Here is a 20,027-nt window from a genome sequence, read left to right on the forward strand (position 1 = left end):
ATGGCTGAAAAACATAAACTTGACGGCATCTCGCTTAGCTTGTCCGCGCCCGACCAGAGTCCGGGGGAATGGATCGGTCAGGGAGAAATCCTGAAACAGTTGCTGGCCTGCTGGCTGGTTGTGGACGCGCGGGACCTGCCGCTGACTCCGCGGCTGCTGGGGACTCCGGGCATCGGAAAGACGACGCTGGCCATTTCCGGAGCACGCACGCGCGGCCAGGACTTGTACATCTATCAGTGTACGGCGGACACCCGGCCGGAAGACCTGCTGGTGACGCCGGTGCTGGCTGAAAGCGGAAAGATTGCGTACCACGCATCGCCGCTGGTGACGGCGATGATCCGCGGCGGCATCTGCATTCTGGACGAAGGCAACCGCATGAATGAAAAGTCGTGGGCCAGTCTGGCGCCGCTGCTGGACCATCGGCGATACGTCGAATCGATCGTCGCCGGTGTCACCATTCATGCTCATGCCGACTTTCGCTGTGCCGTGACGATGAACGACGATGAGTCTACGTTCGAAATTCCCGACTACATTCTCAGCCGGCTGCAGCCCACTCTGACGCTCGGCCACCCCACGCGCGCGGACGAGATGGCCATCCTGCAGTATCACCTGCCGTTCGCCGATGATCAGATGCTGAACCTGACTGTGAATTTTCTGCAGGAGTCGCATTCACTGAATCTGGATTTCAGCACTCGCGACGGAATCAATGTGCTGCGGTACGCGCTGAAGCGGCTGGCTCAGAATCCCGAACACCCCGTCGCCCGCGATGATCTTTGGCGGGAAGCTCTGGAACGCTGTCTGGGTGAAGATGCCGAAGACCTGCATTCGCTGGCCGAACGAAAGAACCAGTCGCTGGGTGGAAACATTGTGCCGATGGGCCTGGGCGACTTCTTCTTTTCCCCGGACGATCCGCTGCACCCGGACTTTGAAGACGACGATGACGATGACAATCTGGATTTCGGCGACACCGAACACGACAGCGACGACGACGAAATGCCGTTTTAGTGATCTGTCAGATGAGAACATACCCTCCCGTTTCAACGGGAGGGTCGAAGTTTGATCGCCGCGCAGGCGATCAAACAGATTCGCTTCGCTCAAGGGGAGTTCCCTTCCGAGCCTTTGGAATTGAAGGGCGGCATTCGCAACAAGACAGATTCTTTTCACGGGAGGTCCCAGCAATTTCTCTGCATTGGTAAATTCACATCTGCCGTCACCCTAGCCAACTGCAGGGCTCGCTCTGCCGATATCGCCAGTCGCGTGAAAAGAGAATGCGGCGACGAAAGATATTGGAAGCGGCGACAAGTCGCGGCGGTCCTTCGATGTCGCTTTGTTGAAGGGGTCGGACAGCGAACCTGTTGCTTTCCTGGCTTGAAGCGACACCGTCAGAAACAAGATCAGAAACACGATTTGCAGGAACCGGATTGCATGCGTCCCTGGATACTGGCCGAAACGAATTTTTCGCACGTCCGCGACTGCCATTACGATGTCGCCGTCCTGCCGATGGGCGCCACGGAGCCGCATAACCTGCACCTGCCGTACGGCACGGATACCTTCGAAGCTGACGCGATTGGTTCCCGGGCCTGCGAAGCTGCATGGAACGCCGGCGCGCGAGTCATCATGCTGCCGACAATTCCTTACGGCACTGAAACAAATCAGGCGAAGTGCCGGTTGTCAATGAACGTCAATCCGTCGACGCTGGCGATGGTAATTGGCGACCTGGTGGATTCGCTGGAAAATCACGGTGTGCGCAAGTTGCTGATTCTGAACAGTCACGGCGGCAATGAATTCAAACCGCTGCTGCGCGAATTACACGGCAAGACGACCGTGCAGTTGTTTCTGTGCGACTGGTTCCGGGGCATCAGTGCTGATGTTCAGAAAGACATATTCGATGACGCAGGCGACCATGCGGGAGAAATGGAGACGGCGCTGGCGCTGGCGTATTTCCGCGACCTGGTCGTGTTCAACGCGGATGGTACGCTGCAGGCCGACGACGGCACGGTCAACCCGACGCGATTCGGCGCGGTCAACAACGGCTGGGTCAGCATCACGCGGCCATGGCACCTGCTGACCACAAACACGGGTTCCGGAAATCCTCACCCCGCGACGGCGGACAAGGGTGAGCGGCTGATGACGGTCATTGTGGAACGCCTGTCGCAGTTTCTGGTCGAACTGGCATCGTCGCGGCTGGATGAAGAGTTTCCCTTTTGAGCGGGAGAGTTTGCCGTGTCCGTCCGAAAAATCACGACACGCAGTCACCAGCGAACTCGCCAGGATCATTCCACCGAACTGGCCGAGGACTACGTGGAAGCGATTGCCGAGATGACCGCCGGCGACGCCGTCTGCCGCGTGGTGGATCTGGCTCGAAGATTCGCGGTCAGCCACGTCACGGTGAATCGGGCTGTCGCCAGGCTGGAGCGTGATGGACTTGTCAGCACGCAACCGTACGCTCCCGTGGAACTGACTGCCAAGGGCCGTCGGATGGCGACGGCCGCCAGAGAGCGGCATGAAGTCGTTTACGCGTTTCTGAAAGCTCTGGGAGTCAGCGATGAGACCGCCGCGGTCGACGCCGAAGGCATCGAACATCACGTCAGCCCGGAAACGCTGAAGCTGATGGAACACTTCGCGACAAGAAACGCACGAAACACGGCTTCGTAACAGCGCCGTTGTGGTCGCACGAAAGCGACCAGTCAGCGTCGGGGTCAGAGCTGTTCGACTTCCTGGCCGGGCTGCTGCACTTCGGCGTCAATTCGAATTCGCAGAATGCGGCGTTCGTCCGCTTCCAGGACGGTCAGCTTCAGATTCTGCCACTGGTGAGTCTCACCGGACTCGGGAATGCGGCCGAAGCAACTCAGCAGAAATCCGCCGACTGTGTCGAACTCTTCGTCTTCCGGCAGATTCAGATCGAATTCCTCATTCAGATCGTCGATCGGACAGCGCGCGTCGACTTCGGTGTGACCGTCCTTGTGGCGTTTGACCAGCGGCTGTTCTTCCTCGTCGTACTCGTCGGAAATCTCACCGACGATCTCTTCCAGAATATCTTCCAGCGTCACCAGCCCGGAAACGCCGCTGTATTCGTCGACAACAATCGCCATGTGAACCTTCTTCTGCCGCATGGCTTCCAGCAGGTCATCGATGCCCTGGGATTCCGGAGCGTAGAAGGCGTCGCGGACGATGGTTTCCACCGTGCGTTCCGACGCATCGGCGTTGTCGCTGATGGCAAATGCCAGCAGGTCTCTGGCGTACAGAATGCCGACAACATCATCGACGTTGTCGCGAATGACGGGCACGCGCGAATAGCCGTGTTCGACAATGATCGGCACGGCGTCGCGGATTTTCGTGGACGCATTAACGGCAACGATGTCGGTTCGCGGCGTCATGATGGCGGCGATGTCTTCGTCGTAAAGGTCCATCACGCGATGAATCATCGTCGACGCCTGAAACTGCAGGATGCCTTCCCGCTGGCTTTCGTCGACGACGGACAGCAATTCGTCCGCCAGCATACTGGCCGGCGCGGAATCGGGTTCGGGAACGTCAAAGACGCGATGAATCAGCCTGTCCAGCCGAGTCGCCATCACCCAGACCGGACCGGTCATGCGGCACAGCAGGCTGATCGGCGGCCAGATGTGGAACAGCAGTGATTCGCCGCGCACGCGCGAGACTGTCCAGGGCAGCGCGATGTACAGCAGCGACACGATCAGCAGAATGCCCACGACGCGAATCAGCCATTCCGCGACAGCCAGCCAGCCGGCGGAATAGGGAAACTCGAAGCCGGCAAAAGCGCTGCTGCGGGCGGCCGTCCATGAGCTGGCAATGACGACCAGCATCAGCACCAGTTCCATCAGCAGCAGTGCTCGTTCGCTGTTGCGAAGGATATGACCGAAGCGATCCAGCCGGTCATGTTCCTTACAGATCTCTTCCAGGCGGCTGCGGGAGAAGTCCCGGAGACTGAAGCAGGCCAGAGCCATCAGCAGGGCTCCGGCGGCCACAGTGACGATCAATGCCGTTTCGAGCAGACCGCTCACAAGCGAACCTCCGGTGCTGCCTGGCGTGACGCGGAATCCGGTGCCGGTCCGGGAGGTTCGTCGTCATCACCCGGAATTGCAAGGCGAGGGTCGTCCGGGTAGCGAGGTTCCAGTCCCAGAGCGGTCAGGATCGAGATTTCGCGTGCTCGCATCACAGATTTTTCGCTGCCTGACAGGTCGTCGTATCCGCAGAGGTGCAGCATTCCATGAACGACGTACAGTGTCAACTCGTTCTGCACGGACCACCCGCATCGTTCGGCGGACTCCGCAGCGAACTCGGCACTGACGACGATTTCGCCTTCAATCGAAGCCCCGGCGGACCGTTCAGCGGGACCGTTTCCGGGTGAATCACGATCGTCGGCCGACCAGTCCAGCGCGAAGCTGATGACGTCGGTCGGAAAATCGTGCTGAAGATGGCGGCGGTTCAATTCATGGATCGCGGCGTTATCGACGATCGACACACTCAGGACCGCGCGAGCGACCTGTTCCTGATGCAGCGCGCGTTCCAGATCCTGTTGAAGTTGCCGAACATCCACGGGAACTGAGGTTCGTGAGACAGAGATGTCAAGTTCGTAAGTCGTCACGCCGGCTTCTGATCGGGGTATTTGATGCGACCGTGGTGAATGGCCAGCAGGCTCTTCACCAGAGATTCCTGAACAATTCTCAGCTCGCTCATCTTCAGACCGCATTCATCGAACTGGCCGTCCAGCAGCCGTTTCAGCGTGATTTCGCGGACCAGCGACTGAATCCGCTTGGGAGTCGGTTCGCTGAGACTGCGGCTGGCGCTTTCGACGGCGTCGGCGAGCATCATGACTCCGGTTTCGCGAGTCTGCGGCCGCGGGCCCGGATAGCGGAACGTCGATTCTTCGGCGTCGGTCCGATGATCCTGGTCCAGCCGCATCGTCGCCTCATGATAGAAATACTGAACCAGCGTCGTGCCGTGATGCTGTTCGATGAAGTCGATCAGCTTCTGAGGCAGGTTGTGCTGTTCGGCCATTTCCGATCCGTCCTTGACGTGCCCGATGATGATCAGAGCACTCATGGCGGGAGCGAGATTCCGGTGCTGGTTTTCCTGGCCTTCGATCATATTCTCGATGAAGTATTCGGGCTTCACCATCTTGCCGATGTCATGGAAGTGCGCTCCGACTCGCACCAGCAGTCCATTGGCACCGATGGCGTCGGCTGCGGCTTCTCCAATTGCCGCGACGTTGCTGGAATGGTTGTAGGTGCCGGGAGCCCGGCGGGCGAGTTCCTGCAGCAGCGGATGCGATGCGAGCGTCAGTTCCAGCAGACTGATGTCAGTGACAATGTCAAACGCCGATTCGATAAACGGCAGACTTCCGGTCACCAGGTAGCAGCAGACGAGTGACCAGCCGGCAAACTTCAGCCCTTCCGAAATTGTCGCGGAATCATTCCAGATACCGGCTGCCTCGGGATTCACAACGATGCTGATTCCCCAGACGGAAACAAACGCGACGGCAGCGATGAGGAATCCGGCCTTTATCAGCGTGGACCGCGACGAAACTCGCCGCAGCGGAGCCACGGCGACGAAGCAGATAATCATCAGCACGACGAAGTGGCTGAGCTGCCCGACTGTTGACATCGACACCAGCACGCACAGCATGAAGGCCGTCAGAATCGCCAGCATCTGGTCGTAGACAATGGCCACGATCATCACCGCGGCCATGATGGGAATGATCTCGGCACGCCACGGATCGCGGCTCAGCAGACAGGCGACGCCGACGGCGAACGCACAGATCAGGATGAACGACAGCAGTTGGACGGAATCCCGCAGCAGCTCCTCAAACGACCGTTTCAGGTAGGTCCCGAACAACACTACCAGCAATATCAGCATCAGCGATGCGGCGACAACTCTGACCAGCCGCTCCGACAGACTGACTCCCGCTTCATAGGCTTCGTATTCCAGCTGCAGCAGTCGCCGCTGCTGATCGGCTTCGATACGGGACTCCGGAGGCACCAGCACCGTTCCGGCCGGAAACGCATCGAAAACGGTCTCGACGTCTTCAAATGCCTGCTGTCGGCGAGTCTCGGTAGTGGCCGCGTCGTACGTGACCTGCCCCTTGAAGTTCTTCAGCAGCCACGTTTCCACAAACGGCCGAAGCGGTTTCAGAACCGGCAATTCCACCCAGCCGCGGCCCAGCCGACCGGTATCGCGCAACTGGTCGGCCAGCAGAATGTCGGCCAGTGATCCCGAATGTTTCAGTTCGCCTTCGGAATTGACGATGCGGATCGCCTGCTGCGGCGTGATGGCGCGTTCCGCGTTGTTCAACTGAGGATACGCGGACGCTTCCAACAGTCCCGCCAGTCGGGTGGGGGCGATCAGCTGTCCGAATTCAATGAACAACTGATCGACCTGGTCACCGACCGCATTTCCGGATTCCGTCAGCACCTTCTTTAGTGTGGAAAATTTCTTTTCCGCGTCGGGATCGGCGGCCGGGTTCAGCCCGAATCCTTCCGCGACGCCGGCCGGCAGATTGGCGATGGATTCCGCGTTCGCCAGATCGGTCAACTGGCTGCGAAACGTCGACGTCAGACTGTCCAGCACATCGTTTTGCTGCGTGAAGAACAGCGGCGAGTCTTCCATGGCTTCCGCCTTGGCGCGGCGCGTCTCCAGATCGTTCTCCACACGGAACGCAACGCGGGCGAGCACACCGTCGGAAACGAACTGACCGATGCGATACGTGAATCGTGACCGCCAGGACTGAGTCGCCAGCAGCAGCGCCAGGACGGCCAGCAGACCCAGCAGCAACTGGGTCAGGACTCGATAATCCTGCAGAGCGACGTTGATCTTTTCCCAGACGGATTGCGTGGGCCGATAGACCCGAGTCTGGCGGGAACGACGTGTCCCAAAGAATGACATTATGCTGGAACTGCCGACGGAGTCGCGTCCGCCGCGCTGGCTGGTGCCGGATCCGCTGCCGTCAGTGACTCGCGCTGACGGCGCTGTCCGCTTCGTACGCCGAAACGATTTCGCGTACCAGCCGGTGACGCACGATATCCTGTCCGGTCATTTTCACAATGGCAACCCCCTCGATTGACGAAAGTCGCCTGATTCCGTCATTCAGCCCGCTGGCGGCTCCCGGCGGAAGGTCGTTCTGAGTCGCGTCGCCGGTGACAACGATCCGTGAATTGATTCCCATCCTGGTCAGAAACATCTTCATCTGCGTAACTGTCGTATTTTGCCCCTCGTCCAGAATCATGAATGTATCGTTCAGTGTCCGGCCGCGCATGAAGGCCAGCGGAGCAATCTCGATCACGTCGTTGCTCATGTAACGACGCACCTGTTCAAATTCCAGCATGTCATTCATCGCGTCCAGCAGCGGGCGCAGGAATGGATTCACCTTCGCAATCATGTCACCGGGAAGGAAACCGAGTTTCTCTCCGGCTTCCACGGCCGGGCGAACAAGCACGATCTTGCGGACTTCCTCCTGCCGCAGAGCCTGCAGAGCCATGGCGACCGCCAGGTAGGTCTTGCCGCAGCCGGCAGGGCCGTCGCAGAACACCAGCGAATGGTCCTGCATAGCGGCCACATACTTCTGCTGTCCCTTTGTTTTCGGCTTGACCGTTCCGACCTTGTCGCGGCCACCGCGGCCATTGCGATTTTCTGATTTGTATGTCGGTGGTGCTGAATCGACCGCGTCGATCTCGCAGCCGTTGCCGTAAAGGGTTTCAGTTGCCAATGCTGCGGGCTCCACATTCAGGTTAAGAGTTTGTTGCACGTCGCTGGGACGCAGTTCGTCGTGGCGCAGAAGAATTGTCTGCCACTGCTGCAGAACTTCGCGGCAATGGTCGACCTGTGCTTCGTCACCCAGAATTCGAATCGCGTTGCCTCGCAGCACAACGCTGGCTCCGGTTGCTTCCCGCAATTGCCGCAGGTGCTGATCCCGCGGACCGAACAGACTGCGGGCCTCATCGGGATGCTGGAGTCGAATGTTGGCCTCTGCCATTCGGGTGAGGTTCGCCTTGAAAGCTGTCGGAAAGACGAGTCGCGTTCGCGGAGTTCTGCTCCAACGAATTCCGAGCGGTTCTTCCGGAAGCCGCGCGGGAACAAATCGCGTCCGTGTCAGCCGGTTACGCAAGCGTCAAATGTCACGACGGAATGTCACGATGGATGTGTCTGGTAACGAGTGTCGTCGATCGCAGCGACCGGGCATCGATTGTCACGGCCATACGGTCGAAGGTCAAGAATTCGAGTTGTCTTCGGTTCGGACACCGCCTGCCACCGGCGGTTCAGATTTCGCGGGCAACCATGTTGCAAAACTCATGCACAAATATACGCGGCGAATGGAAAGACGCGCGGAATTCCTTCGGCACGACGTTCTCAATTGCAAAAAACGTGAAATTCCGAATAGCCGCTTTTTTCCGTCCGACTACGTCCGGCCTCGTTTACGGCGCGCCGCTGTGTCGCAGGCGGCGGAATTGCGATCGGGCGGTCAGACTGGTGACGTAGTCTTTTCTCCACACGACGAATTCCCTCCGGACGGCGAACTGCGGAAGAACTAAGATGTCGGCGACTCTGGAACATCCTCCCCAAAACGAAACGCGGCAAATGCAGAATGAACTGCCCGAACCGCAGGCAGATACGCTGCCGGATGCATCAGTGCTGGAAGACAAGACTCCGGCATGGTTGCGGACACCCGCCGTATCAGCGGTCTATGTGGTGATTCTGGGAACTCTGCTGCTGGTCTTCGCCAACCGGCCGCTGTGGCATACCGATCTCTGGGATCACGTCAACTACGGCGAACGGATCCTGAGGGCCAGGTCACTGCCTTCCACGGAACCGCTGCTTCCACTGGCGTCCGGGATGCCAATGGTCAACACGGCCTGGTTGGCACAGTTGGGAATGGCCGTCCTGTTTGAACGACTGGGGATCGCCGGCATTCAATTCGCCTGCGGCCTGGTGATCGTCCTGTCGATCGGAACCGTCTCCTGGGCGGCGACGCGGCGCAGCGGATCGGTTGTGTTCGGACTGCTGGGAGCCGCCGTGTTTTTGTGGATGAACATGCAGCAGTTCCTTGCCGTGCGTCCGCAATTGACGGGATTGCTGCTGTATTGCATCCTGATCTCTGTACTGCTGAGCGGCGGCTTCCGTCGCAGAGCAGCGTGGATTCTGCTTCCGCTGATGTTTGCCGTGTGGGCCAACTGCCACGGATCATTCGCTGTCGGTCTGCTGGTGATGGCCACGACAGGAGTCGGACATGCGATCAGCGTGCTGATGCGAACCCGGTCGATCACGGCCGCGCTTCGCAGCCGGCGATTTGTGCGACTGGTGCTGCTGACTCAGTTGTGCGCGGTTGCCGTGCTGCTCAATCCGTGGGGGCTGGATCTGTATGACACGGTGTTGAAGATCGGTACGCATCCCAACATCCGCTCAATGTTCGAATGGGATCCCATGACTCTGCGCATGAAGCAGGGGCAGGCGGCGGCAGTGATGGTGTGTCTGCTGTTCCTTGCGGTGAAGCTCAGTCCCCGGCACGTGCGAGCCGATGAGGCGCTGCTGCTGCTGGTAACGGGCGGCATGGCACTGTGGTCGTCGCGAATGGTGAACTGGTGGGCTCCGGTGATGGCGGTTTCGATCGCCGGTCACGGTGCCGCGGCCTGGCGATCGCTGCGACATCGCCCGCGACCGACGGAAGCCCGTGTTCGTACGGGACTATGGACTGTGGTCAACGCCGGTCTGTGCTGGGTGTTCTTTGCACTGACGACGCTGGGTGTCCAGGTCGTTCACGGGAAAGCTCCGGATCCGCATCGTGCACTGTCGCGGCAGACGCCGCTGAACGCGATTGAGTTTCTGAACGCGGCGGAAACGCTTCCTCCGGGAATCACTTTCATGCCGGCGGAATGGGCGGGAGCCGTGATGCAGTTCGGCCCGCACCAGCTTCGTCCAATGGTCAACCTGCACGTGCATGTGATCCCTGAAGAAATCTGGACGGACTACATCCGGCTGCTGGCAGGGCCATCGGACTGGAACGGTCTGCTGGACCGCTATGGAATCAATCTTGTCGTCGCGGAAAGAGGCCGGAACGACCGCCTGATGCGACTGGCAACTGACAGCGGCGACTGGGAAACACTCTACCAGGACGCTCAGGCCGTGGTCCTGCAGCGAAAGCAGCTCATCCAATAGCGTTGAGAGAACAGCAGGCTGACCGGTTTTTTTCAATGCGGCGTTGATTGCAGTCATACAGAAGAATCGCAGCGGGCCAGTTTCTTCCGCCGAAATCCGATCATTCAAAATCACTCGATACAGCGAACGACCATGTCTCGTCCCAATTCGATCACTGTCCGAACGGCACTTCTGGTGCAGGGAATCTTCAGCGTCGCGTTTTCCGCGGCGTGGCTGCTTCTGCCGGACCATCGTCGTCAGGTGCTGCTGGCGGATCTTCAGCAAAAGCGAGCGACTGCCGACGTCGAACTCGTCAACGTCGAACCTGTCCGAGCGATGCCGCTGTATGACGACGCAACGGTTGTCTCCGACGACGAACTGGCTGCCGTTCTGCAGAAGATTCTGCCTCGGTTCGACAGAAACAAGCTGCGGCCAAATTTTGTGGAACACGCGCTGCGAGTCTGGGGGGACCGGATTGAATTCAGCGATCCGGCTCTGATCAGCGGTCCGCAGATGCGAGACTATCTGCTGGACAGCGGACAATACGTGGCCTCCTGGGGCGCCGATTCCCAGCCGATTCTGGAAACGACCGATGACGGCGTCTTCGTGCGGTGGGGCGTCGATTCCAGCACGTCGGTGCATCACGACCACATGCTGGCATCGCTGGCTGAAGCCGGTGTCAGCCTGGAGACACCCGTTTTCACGGCAGGCCGGCGGCTGACAATGAAGAATGTGCTGTCCGAAGCGCTGCGGGACTTTCGTCTGGATGAACGGGAAACTGAATGGTCGGCGATGGCCTTCGGTTCGTACCTGATTCCTCAGCACACGGCGACCTGGCATAACGGTCAGGGCCGGGAGATTTCCTTCGACCTGATCGCCCGGCGTCTGATGAGAAACCACAAGCGTCACGGAGTCTGCCAGGGCACTCACCGCGTGTTTTCGCTGATGATGCTGCTGCGGCTGGACAAGGAGTTCGGCGACGAGATCCTGTCCGACGAAGTCGAAACCGAAACGATGGCATTTCTGACCGACGTTCGCGATCTGATCATCGCGGCGCAGTACCCCAACGGTTCCTGGCCACCAAACTGGATGGACGGCGACGAGGCCATGAGCAACGAAGATCCGGAGGAAAAGATCTATCGCCGGGTTATTGCCACCGGACACCACCTGGAATGGCTGGCGATCGCTCCGCGGGAGCTTCACCCGCCGCACGACCGCATCGTCGCCGCCGCCGACTGGATCATCGCCAACATGCAGCAGACGCCGCAGTCCGAGATCGCCGGCAACTTCACCTACTACTCTCACGTCGGCAACGCTTTGGCACTGTGGCGAAAGACGTCGGCTCCGGAGTTCTGGGAGCTCTGGCGGGCGGGGCACCCGGAAGCGGAAGATGCTGCCGCAAGCGCGGTGGAAGCACCAGCCGCCACGGATCATTGACGCTCCGAATCATCCCACACGGAAGCCGAAAAATCCGTACTATCAATAGGTTGATCGGTGTTCCGAAGCGAATCCGCAAGCAGGGAAGTTTGATTCCCTCGCAAAGCCGATTTGGCCGATGGATGACACTATCTTCCCCGCCCGGAATCGCCGCTGGCGTCCCGATCGTGCGGGTCGCGTTGAATCCACGGTTCGGATCGATCGTATTCCTTTTTCCAGACATCTCCTGAGAATTGCAGCGGCGCTCGGATAACGCCGACTGAGGACAGGGAGGAGCCTTCCATGTTAGTACTTTCGCGTCAGCGCGATGAAACCATTGTCATCGGAGATTCGATCCGAATCACGATCGTCGAAGTCCGCGGCGACAAGGTGCGCATCGGCATCGACGCTCCCCGCGACGTGACCGTTCATCGTCAGGAAGTTTACGACGCCATCAAACGAGAACTGGAGAATCCGAAACCGGAGTCTCACTAACTTCAAGTGTTCTCGCTCTACATAGATTCCCAATACGATTCAGGCCGGCTGGCATTCAGCCGGCCTGATTTCGTTTGCGCCTCCCGTCGGGAAAAATTCTGCGGCCCGGCCGGCCGCCGCGTCGGTCGCAATGGTGAACAGCGAGCGTCCGGCCGCTGGTCCGCCGGATGCCGTGAACGCTACACGATGGAAGTGCGTTGAAATCCCGTCTGACATGTCGACGGCAACTGTCTTCTGCGTTATCGTTTGCCGGAGGAAGGACTGCCATGCTGAGTATTTCTGACGGCTCAGTTCGCATGTGCGACGGTCTTCGACGCCGCGAAGCGATTCGCGTCGGCGGCCTGTCGGCGCTGGGACTCTCACTGCCGCAACTACTGTCCGAACGGACGGCTGGCGCCGTTGACCAGCCGAACACAGGAACGTCGCATCTGCCGAGCTTTGGCAAGGCGAAGTCGGTGATTTTGTTCTGGCTGCTGGGCGGACCGCCGCAGCATGAGTCCTGGGATCCGAAACCGGACGCTCCTGAAAACATCCGCGGCGAATTTGGCGCGATTGATTCGATTGTGCCCGGAATTCGCGTGGGTGAACTGATGCCGCTGACGTCCCGCCACACGGACAAGCTGGCGGTGCTGCGAGCGGTCGTGACGAAGGACCAGGCCCATTCGTCCAGCGGATATCAGATGCTGACCGGTGTGCCGCATGAACCGCTGAGCAGCGAAAACGTCACCGCCAAAGCTCCCAATCTGTGGCCGTCGTGGGGAGCGATCGTTCGCGCGCTGCGACCGGACCGCAATGGCCTGCCGTCCGCCATCACGCTGCCGCGTCACATTGCCAATGACGGAGAAATCGTCTGGCCGGGGCAGGACGCCGGATTTCTGGGCCGGAAGTTCGACCCCTGGCTGCTGAACTGTGATCCGTCGGAAGCGGACTTTCGCATCCCGGAAATCTCGCTGGCTCCGGGCATCGACGATACGCGGCTGAACGTACGCCGCGACCTGCTGCGTGAACTTGACCACCGGCAGCAGCACCTGGAAACGTCGCTTCGCATTCGCCGCTATACTCAGCAGACGCAGCAGGCGTTCACACTGGTCACCGGAAAGGGTGCTCGAGACGCGTTCAGCGTTTCCGCCGAATCGGAACACGTCCGCGATCGGTACGGACGAAATCGCTTCGGCCAGTCGGTGCTGATGTCTCGCCGGCTGGTGGAAGCGGGAGCATCGCTGGTGCAGGTCAACTGGACTCGCGTCGCCGGAGCCGACAACAACGGCACCTGGGACACTCACAAGAACCACTGTGCCAGCCTGAAGAATCCGCTGATGCCGATGATGGATCAGACGTTTTCCGCGTTACTGGAAGATCTCGACCAGCGCGGAATGCTGGACGAAACACTGGTCGCGTGGCTGGGAGAATTCGGGCACACTCCGAAAATCAACGGCAACGCGGGTCGCGACCACTGGGGCAACTGTTTCTCACTGGCACTGGCCGGCGGCGGCATCAAAGGCGGCGTTGTCCATGGAGAATCGGACGCTCACGCCGCCTACCCGGTTTCCGGAATCGTGACACCGCGCGACATCGCAGCAACGATCTTCCACTGTCTCGGATATGTTCCGGAAACGCAGATTCACGACCAGTTCGCCCGCCCGATTCAGATCAGCCGGGGCGAAGTCATCGAAGCCGTGCTGTAATGACCATCAGCGTCAGTGTGCTGAGGCGAAGTGAATCGGAAGGATTTGTGTCGCGACCCGTGAAGTCCCTCACGGCCGGACCTCCAGCACCACCGGAAGCGACGTGATGTTGTCGACGTTCGATTTCAGGAAGAACGTTCGCGACGTCCCGGGGACCCAGTCCGCGGCGGTGATGAAGAACTCGCGGTCAGTCTGACCTTCCAGCACCATAAGTCCGTTCAGTCCGATGTTGTCGACGAAGGTACCGTGCGGCAGGTTACGTCCGGAATCTTCGTTTCCAAACGTAACGATGCCGTCGTGAGCATTCCGCTGCACGATCAGCCTGGCCGGAATTGTCTCGCCCGGATGAATCACCAGCCTGGCAGCCTGATCCGGCTGACCGTTCGGATCGGCCTCCGCTGCGACAATTCGGACTCGGATCTTCGGGTCCTTCAGCAGCTTCAGTTCCTCCAGGCCGGTCAGCGGATGTGTTACCTGCCGGCCGTTGATGGTCGCGGTCGCGGTAATCGTGATCGCGGCAAGTTGTTCGGTGGTCGGTTCTGCGGCGGCTTCTGTCGCATAAACGATCATCAGAGCCTGACGCTGTTCGGCCTGTATGGTGGTCGGACCTGACGATTCAAATCCTTCGGGCAGATTGTCGACGCTGATGGTAATCGGCCCTTCGAAGCCGTCGATTCGGCGGGCGGTAAACGACATTTCCTGGCCCGTTCCGGCAGCGACGGAAATCTTGCCCCCGCCGACGCTGACTTCAAAGTCCGGCGACGGGTGCCGGATTGTGAGTTCGTACGCGTAGTCGGGCCCCGAAAAACCTCGCGCGTCGGTCAGCCGCACCAGGTAATCGCCGGCGTCCGGAGCCGTAAAGAACAGCCGGGAATCATGCCCCCATTCGCGCTGCGGGTCGTCATCGTTTTCGAAGTAAACCGGAAACACGGGCAGGCCGTTGTCAATCAGCGGTTCGTCGGGATCCTTTGGCACCACGATGAAGCACGGTGCCTGCAGAGCGTGCGCCGTCGGCGTTGTGCCGAAATACGTGTACCGATTTCCGGCACCCGGATAGACCTTGAACCCGGAATCCGGACCTCTTGGGTACAGCCACAAACGCACGACTTCGCCATCGGCATAGAGGTATTCGTTGAGTTCCATTTCCTGCCAGTTGAACACCCGGAAATCGTCGCTGGTGTCAGAATCCTTGCCTCGGAACGTGAAGTAGGAATCTCGCACGGCCTGCAACCGCGTCTGCAGAACGCGACGTCCGTCGGCGTGCAGCACTTCAATCGCGGAATCCAGCGGTGACTTGTTTCGTTCCGCCTTCACTTCAATCAGCAGCGTCTCTCCTCGCTCGGCGTGAAATCGAAAGTCGTCCGTGTCAACCGCTGCGGCGGGAGCAGCGCCGTCCTGCGCAGCAATCGTTCCCGTCACTGTGACGGGAATGGAAACGACCTGGGCCTGGTCGGCGCGGTTCGGTTCAGACTCGGCTATTCTCGACGGTGCTGCGTCCGGCGACGTTGATGGCGACCTCGCTGCCGGTGCGTCGGCTGTCGCTGGAACGGCAGAATCCGCCGCTTCCGCCGGAAGTGAAAAGCTTCCCGTCGTTCCGTCAATGCGCGTGACGAAAAGTTCCAAGTTGCTGACAAAACAGGCGGACGTCACGACGCTGCTTTGAACCGGCAGCGCCTGCAGATGAGTCAGCGGCGATGTGGTCCAGACGCGAAGCGTGCCGTCCTCGGCAGCGCTGGCCAGCCGTGATCCGTCGACAGAGATCGCCAGCGTCGTAATCGCCTGCTCGTGAGCAAATCGTGCCGTCAGCAGCGGGTTGATTTGCGGCTTCTGAAGCGAAATCAGTTGCCACACGCGAATCCGATTGTCTGCTCCGGCAGCATAGATCTGCCGGCCGTCAGGACTGACCAGCACGGCGTATTGCTCCGCCTGGGGCTGGCTGAGCGTATCCAGTCGTTCGCCATCTGACGTTCGCCAGACCTTGACAGTTCCGTCCGCGCTGGCGCTGCACAGCACGGTTCCTGTCGGATCGAACGCCAGATCAAAGACGCTGCCGTTGTGACCTTCCAGTGTTCGCAGCAGAACTCCGGTTTCGACGCTGTGCAGCAGGATCTTTCGATCATAGCCGGCGGTGGCGATCACGCTGTCGTCGTGATTCAGGACTGCGCTATAAACCGAGTCGGAGTGGCCGCCAAACTGCTTCAGAATGCTGCCGTCGTACTGGTTCAGGATCAACGCAATGCCTCCGACACCCGGAATCCCGCACGCCGCAGCCAGCCACGGATGAGTGTGTGCCGACGACAACTGAGCGACCGATCCGGACTTCGGATCCACCTGCCAGATCGATTCGCCGCTGTCATGATGAAGCAGCGATATCGTCCGCACTCCCGAGACCGCCATGGCGTTGCGCTCCGGCAGAAACAGACTGGACAGCAGTCGTTCGGCGGTCGAATGCCGCGGTTCAACATCCGGCACGGCCGGCCGAGCCAGTGATTCCGGACCCAGCGTGGCTCCTGACAGCACCCACTTTTCCAGGGCCGCACGTTCGTCGGCGGAGGGCTGTTCTTCACCTTCCGGAGGCATCGCGATGTCGGCGTCCGTCGCCAGAACCTTGAACAGCCGACTGTTCTTCAGGTCGTCACGGTTCAGGATCGGGCCATCATCACTCCCCGCAAGGATGCTGTCTGTCGAAACCAGCGAGATGCCCGCTTCACCGTCGTTCGCTCCGTGACAGCCAAGGCAATACTTCGTCAGCAGTGCGCGGACGTCGTGCTGTCCTGCGCCGGCACAGGTTCCGGTGCAGAGCAGACACCAGGGCAACACAATTCGGCAAACGGAAATCGGACATACGCGCATGATTGATCTCACGAAATGGATTTTTGTGTCGCCTGGACGTGTATCAGATTTTCGGTTCACGCTGGCCGCTGCGGTGACGCCCCACCGCGTGACGATGCCTGTCAGATTGCCTGAATGCGGATTCAGCGAATTCGCCACTGCTGATCCCCGCGTCGGGCGACAAGCGGATTCCTGCACGGACGAATCTGCTCGACAAGCTGTTCGCGCTGCGGTGGTCGTCTGTTCTGACGTTATTGCAACACGCCGAGTATCGCAAATTCACGAAATCAGCTCCAGGCTCCCGCGGCAGTCGGCGTTCCGCAGTGTCCGCGTCTGTAAAGCTGGCAGCTTCTCCTGTCGGTCTGCCACGCGACGTTGCACTCGTCCTGAAGTCCGCAGCAAACGCCGAAAATCCCGCAGCAACAGGTTCGTTGACGCAGCGTAAGACGCCGAATTCTCAGTGATAAAAAGGTCAATTGACGCAATTTTGGAAGCCAATCATAATCTGGTTGCCTGCACAGGATGTCCGAAAAAAGTTGCCGTGCGCATTCGATCCGATGGTCGGAAAGGAGTCCCGGGCGGCTCAACTTGCCTGCGGTGTCAGTTCATGCTTTCCGTCGTCATACCTGCACATAACGAAGCAGAAAACCTCCCGCCCCTGATCGCCGAAGTCAGCGGGGCATTGGATGGTGTGATCTCCTATGAACTGATCGTCGTCGACGATGGCAGTTCCGATGAGACTTTGCAGCGGCTGAGTGAACTTGCACGTCAAATGCCGACTCTGCGCGTTGTCCGGCACCGCAACTGTTGCGGTCAAAGCACATCCCTGATGACCGGAATCGACGCGGCCACGAAGGCATGGATCGCAACGCTGGACGGAGACGGGCAGAACGATCCCAAAGATCTTTGCCAGATGATGGAAACAGCACGAAATTCAGCGACACCGAACGTTATGGTGATTGGCCATCGTCAGAAACGGAAGGACTCTGCCTGGCGGCTGTTCTGCTCGCGCGTGGCCAACGGTGTCCGGAGCTTCCTGCTGAAGGATGAGACTCCCGACAGTGGCTGCGGAATTAAATTGTTCCCCAGGGAGGCGTTTCTGAAGTTTCCGCGCTTCGATCACATGCACCGATTCATGCCGGCTCTGATGCGGCGAGTCGGCGGCGATGTGATCTCGTTTCCCGTGAACCATCGTCCGCGTCAGTCGGGCAGTTCGCACTACGGCACAATGGGACGTCTGTTCGCCGGGATCATCGACCTGGCAGGAGTATCATGGCTGATGCTTCGAACACGGCGTCCGCAACTGGAAGGGAATCCGCAGAGAGATGACGAGTGAAAACTTCTGGATCGGGTTCGGCCTGACGGGACAGTGTCTGTTCACGGCCCGGTTTCTGGTGCAGTGGCTTTCCAGCGAACGTCAGGGGAAAAGCGTCATTCCGATGGCGTTCTGGTACCTGAGCGTGTCCGGAGGAATGGTGCTGTTCATCTACGCGCTGTACCGCGCGGATCCGGTGTTTATCATCGGACAGTCCACCGGCCTTTTTATCTACCTGCGCAACATTCATCTGGTGCTGCGATCGCGGCAGCGGGAACGTTCCGAAGCCGAAGCCGCGCCGGTAACTCTCAGGTTTCCGCTTGCCGCTCAGGCGAGTGAACAGCAGACGCAGTCGCGTCGCGGTGCGGCATGAAGACGGCTGGCGAATTGTTCCGGCACAGCAGCCTGTCCGTGGCGTGCATGCTGCTGCTGTCGCTGACCACCGTCTGGTTTCGTCCGCTGATTCCGGTCGACGAAACACGCTATCTGGCGGTTGCATGGGAAATGCATGACAGCGGCGATTTTCTGGTGTCTCACCTGAACGGCGAAACGTACGCTCACAAGCCTCCACTGCTGTTCTGGCTGATCAACCTTGTCTGGAGTGTCACCGGTCCTGTGGAGTTCTGGGGCCGCCTGGTTGCTCCCGCGTTCTCCGCGATCAGCCTGGTGCTGACAGTCGTCATCGCTCGGCGACTCTGGCCGGATCGGCCGGAAATCGCAACGGTAGCGCCGCTGCTGCAATGCACCCTGATGCTGTGGATGGTGTATTCGCCAACCACCATGTTCGATTCGCTGCTGACCGTCTTCGCACAGATCGCGATTCTGGGTGTGCTGCGGCTTGACGGTGGAAAATCAGTATCCGGTGTTCTGCTCACGGGAGCAGGGATCGGCCTGGGAATTCTCTCCAAGGGCCCCGTTGTTCTTGTCCACGTCCTTCCGGTTGCGGTGTCTGCCTTCCTGTGGTCGAGCACTGCGCGACACCGCTCACTTCGCTGGTGCGTCGCGATCGCGGCTTCGATCGTACTGGGCGGCTTGATTGCTCTGGCGTGGGCAATTCCATCGGCGGTTCGCGGTGGTCCGGCCTACGCCGACGAACTGTTGTGGGGACAGACCGCCGGTCGCGTGGTGGAATCGTTCGCTCACCGGCACGCCTGGTGGTGGTACCTGCCGGTCCTGGTTCCGTCGTTGCTGCCGTGGCTGCTGCTGCCGAGTTTCTGGAGCGGCTGTCGGCAACTGAGACGTTCTTCCGCGACTGTCTTCTGCGCGATCTGGTGGCTGGGAACTCTCGCGATTCTCAGTCTGGTCAGCGGGAAGCAGCCGCATTACCTGCTGCCATCGATTCCGGGAGCGACATTGTTGATGGCCGCTGCAATCACCAGCGTCCCGTTGATAACGCGGCGGGATCTGCGCTCGTCGCCGGCGGAACCATATTGTGCGGAATCGTGCCGCTTGTTCTGAATCTTGTTCCGGCGCTGGAAGGACTGTATCTGAGTCACATCGTTTCCAACTGGATCGTGATTCCATTCAGCGCCTGCGGAGCCGTGCTGCTGTTTTCGCATCAACAGACAACGGTTGCGGCCGTCCGGCGAGTCGCTGCGTCCGCGGCGGTATTCTTCGCGATATTGGTCGCCGGACTGTCGTCGCGATTCTGGGTTCATTTCGATCTGACACCGATGGCGAATCACGTCCGCGAACTGATGGAGCAGGATATTCCGGTTGCATGGTATGGCGGTTACCAGGGTCGTCTGCATTTTCTCGGACGTCTGCATCATCCGCTGGCTGAGGTTACCTCGGCTGATGAACTGGCGGACTGGCTGGACGCCAACCCGAATGGTCGAGTCGTGTTTCGGGCGATTCGAAGCGTGGAAGCAATCGATGTCCCATTGCCGCTGACCGACGATGCTCAGCGATCGCTGGTCAATGCCCTGAACTCACGGTCCGGACTGTGCGACCGGTACAGGGTTTCTGGTATCGACACTGCTCAGGAAATCCACCGGGGTCTTCCGCTGAACCTGCTGACGCTGCTGCGCTTCGATCGCAGAACCGAAACGGCGGTAACCGCGGAACCGCCAACGACCGGCAGCGTTCGCGATGAACCTCGCACCGCTTCGATCCGGCGCGAATGATGTTCGTTTGTC

16 protein-coding genes are annotated in these 20,027 nt (G+C 59.7%); 11 read left to right on the forward strand and 5 right to left on the reverse strand.

From position 1 onward, the window contains the following. From R3C19_13240 to mntR, 3 genes are all read left to right on the forward strand, one after another. Positions 1 to 1,005, forward strand: a complete 1,005-nt coding sequence (locus R3C19_13240; protein ID MEZ6061302.1) for an AAA family ATPase — start codon at positions 1 to 3, stop codon at positions 1,003 to 1,005. Between the two features lie 420 nt (positions 1,006 to 1,425). Next, entirely contained in the window at positions 1,426 to 2,208 is a 783-nt protein-coding gene (locus R3C19_13245; protein ID MEZ6061303.1) for a creatininase family protein, read from the forward strand. 15 nt (positions 2,209 to 2,223) lie between these two features. After that, positions 2,224 to 2,655, forward strand: a complete 432-nt coding sequence (mntR, locus tag R3C19_13250) for a manganese-binding transcriptional regulator MntR (protein ID MEZ6061304.1) — start codon at positions 2,224 to 2,226, stop codon at positions 2,653 to 2,655. 44 nt (positions 2,656 to 2,699) lie between these two features. Here the strand turns inward: mntR and R3C19_13255 are convergent, their stop codons facing one another. From R3C19_13255 to R3C19_13270, 4 genes are all read right to left on the reverse strand, one after another. After that, the gene (locus R3C19_13255) at positions 2,700 to 4,022 is read right to left on the reverse strand and encodes a hemolysin family protein (GenBank protein ID MEZ6061305.1); all 1,323 of its coding nucleotides are present in this window, start codon (positions 4,020 to 4,022) and stop codon (positions 2,700 to 2,702) included. After that, positions 4,019 to 4,606, reverse strand: coding sequence for an rRNA maturation RNase YbeY (gene ybeY / locus R3C19_13260; GenBank protein ID MEZ6061306.1), 588 nt, complete (start codon positions 4,604 to 4,606; stop codon positions 4,019 to 4,021). Before ybeY ends, R3C19_13255 begins: the two co-directional genes overlap by 4 nt. Next, on the reverse strand, positions 4,603 to 6,903 hold the full coding sequence (locus tag R3C19_13265; GenBank protein MEZ6061307.1) for an HDIG domain-containing protein: 2,301 nt from the start codon (positions 6,901 to 6,903) through the stop codon (positions 4,603 to 4,605). Before R3C19_13265 ends, ybeY begins: the two co-directional genes overlap by 4 nt. A 61-nt stretch (positions 6,904 to 6,964) precedes the next feature. Continuing rightward, positions 6,965 to 7,990, reverse strand: coding sequence for a PhoH family protein (locus R3C19_13270; GenBank protein MEZ6061308.1), 1,026 nt, complete (start codon positions 7,988 to 7,990; stop codon positions 6,965 to 6,967). Positions 7,991 to 8,547: 557 nt separating this feature from the next. On the opposite strand from R3C19_13270, the gene R3C19_13275 reads away from it, so the two are divergent. The 4 genes from R3C19_13275 (at position 8,548) to R3C19_13290 (ending at position 13,742) form a co-directional block, all read left to right on the forward strand. Then, a complete protein-coding gene (locus R3C19_13275) occupies positions 8,548 to 10,167 on the forward strand; it encodes a hypothetical protein (GenBank protein ID MEZ6061309.1) in 1,620 nt (539 codons plus the stop codon). 132 nt (positions 10,168 to 10,299) lie between these two features. Continuing rightward, the gene (locus tag R3C19_13280) at positions 10,300 to 11,583 is read left to right on the forward strand and encodes a hypothetical protein (GenBank protein ID MEZ6061310.1); all 1,284 of its coding nucleotides are present in this window, start codon (positions 10,300 to 10,302) and stop codon (positions 11,581 to 11,583) included. A 282-nt stretch (positions 11,584 to 11,865) separates the two neighbouring features. Then, positions 11,866 to 12,057 (forward strand): carbon storage regulator CsrA, encoded by a 192-nt coding sequence (gene csrA / locus R3C19_13285; GenBank protein ID MEZ6061311.1) that lies wholly within the window; start codon positions 11,866 to 11,868, stop codon positions 12,055 to 12,057. Between the two features lie 266 nt (positions 12,058 to 12,323). Continuing rightward, complete coding sequence (locus tag R3C19_13290; GenBank protein ID MEZ6061312.1) at positions 12,324 to 13,742, forward strand: DUF1501 domain-containing protein; 1,419 nt, start codon at positions 12,324 to 12,326, stop codon at positions 13,740 to 13,742. Between the two features lie 69 nt (positions 13,743 to 13,811). On the opposite strand, the gene R3C19_13295 is transcribed toward R3C19_13290, so the two are convergent. Further along, a complete protein-coding gene (locus R3C19_13295; GenBank protein MEZ6061313.1) occupies positions 13,812 to 16,595 on the reverse strand; it encodes a c-type cytochrome domain-containing protein in 2,784 nt (927 codons plus the stop codon). Positions 16,596 to 17,181: 586 nt separating this feature from the next. On the opposite strand from R3C19_13295, the gene R3C19_13300 reads away from it, so the two are divergent. From R3C19_13300 to R3C19_13315, 4 genes are read left to right on the forward strand one after another with little or no spacing between them, the layout of a single operon-like run. Beyond that, positions 17,182 to 17,910 carry a glycosyltransferase family 2 protein gene (locus R3C19_13300; GenBank protein ID MEZ6061314.1) on the forward strand — a complete coding sequence of 243 codons (729 nt, stop codon included), beginning with the start codon at positions 17,182 to 17,184 and terminating at the stop codon, positions 17,908 to 17,910. Further along, a complete protein-coding gene (locus R3C19_13305; protein MEZ6061315.1) occupies positions 17,900 to 18,262 on the forward strand; it encodes a lipid-A-disaccharide synthase N-terminal domain-containing protein in 363 nt (120 codons plus the stop codon). Before R3C19_13300 ends, R3C19_13305 begins: the two co-directional genes overlap by 11 nt. Next, positions 18,259 to 19,347, forward strand: coding sequence for a glycosyltransferase family 39 protein (locus R3C19_13310; GenBank protein MEZ6061316.1), 1,089 nt, complete (start codon positions 18,259 to 18,261; stop codon positions 19,345 to 19,347). Before R3C19_13305 ends, R3C19_13310 begins: the two co-directional genes overlap by 4 nt. Next, positions 19,332 to 20,015, forward strand: a complete 684-nt coding sequence (locus R3C19_13315; protein MEZ6061317.1) for a hypothetical protein — start codon at positions 19,332 to 19,334, stop codon at positions 20,013 to 20,015. The genes R3C19_13310 and R3C19_13315 overlap by 16 nt, the downstream gene beginning before the upstream one ends. Positions 20,016 to 20,027 lie beyond the last annotated feature (12 nt).

It is taken from the genome of Planctomycetaceae bacterium (assembly GCA_041398785.1).
In the GTDB taxonomy this organism is placed as follows: Bacteria; Planctomycetota; Planctomycetia; order Planctomycetales; family Planctomycetaceae; genus JAWKUA01.

Coding starts and splice junctions, on each gene's coding strand:
- R3C19_13240 (MEZ6061302.1), top strand. CDS start 1: ATGGCTGAAAAACATAAACTTGACGGCATCTCGCTTAGCTTGTCCGCG.
- R3C19_13245 (MEZ6061303.1), top strand. CDS start 1,426: ATGCGTCCCTGGATACTGGCCGAAACGAATTTTTCGCACGTCCGCGAC.
- R3C19_13265 (MEZ6061307.1), bottom strand. CDS start 6,903: ATGTCATTCTTTGGGACACGTCGTTCCCGCCAGACTCGGGTCTATCGG.
- R3C19_13270 (MEZ6061308.1), bottom strand. CDS start 7,990: ATGGCAGAGGCCAACATTCGACTCCAGCATCCCGATGAGGCCCGCAGT.
- R3C19_13275 (MEZ6061309.1), top strand. CDS start 8,548: ATGTCGGCGACTCTGGAACATCCTCCCCAAAACGAAACGCGGCAAATG.
- R3C19_13280 (MEZ6061310.1), top strand. CDS start 10,300: ATGTCTCGTCCCAATTCGATCACTGTCCGAACGGCACTTCTGGTGCAG.
- csrA (MEZ6061311.1), top strand. CDS start 11,866: ATGTTAGTACTTTCGCGTCAGCGCGATGAAACCATTGTCATCGGAGAT.
- R3C19_13290 (MEZ6061312.1), top strand. CDS start 12,324: ATGCTGAGTATTTCTGACGGCTCAGTTCGCATGTGCGACGGTCTTCGA.
- R3C19_13295 (MEZ6061313.1), bottom strand. CDS start 16,595: ATGCGCGTATGTCCGATTTCCGTTTGCCGAATTGTGTTGCCCTGGTGT.
- R3C19_13300 (MEZ6061314.1), top strand. CDS start 17,182: ATGCTTTCCGTCGTCATACCTGCACATAACGAAGCAGAAAACCTCCCG.
- R3C19_13305 (MEZ6061315.1), top strand. CDS start 17,900: ATGACGAGTGAAAACTTCTGGATCGGGTTCGGCCTGACGGGACAGTGT.
- R3C19_13310 (MEZ6061316.1), top strand. CDS start 18,259: ATGAAGACGGCTGGCGAATTGTTCCGGCACAGCAGCCTGTCCGTGGCG.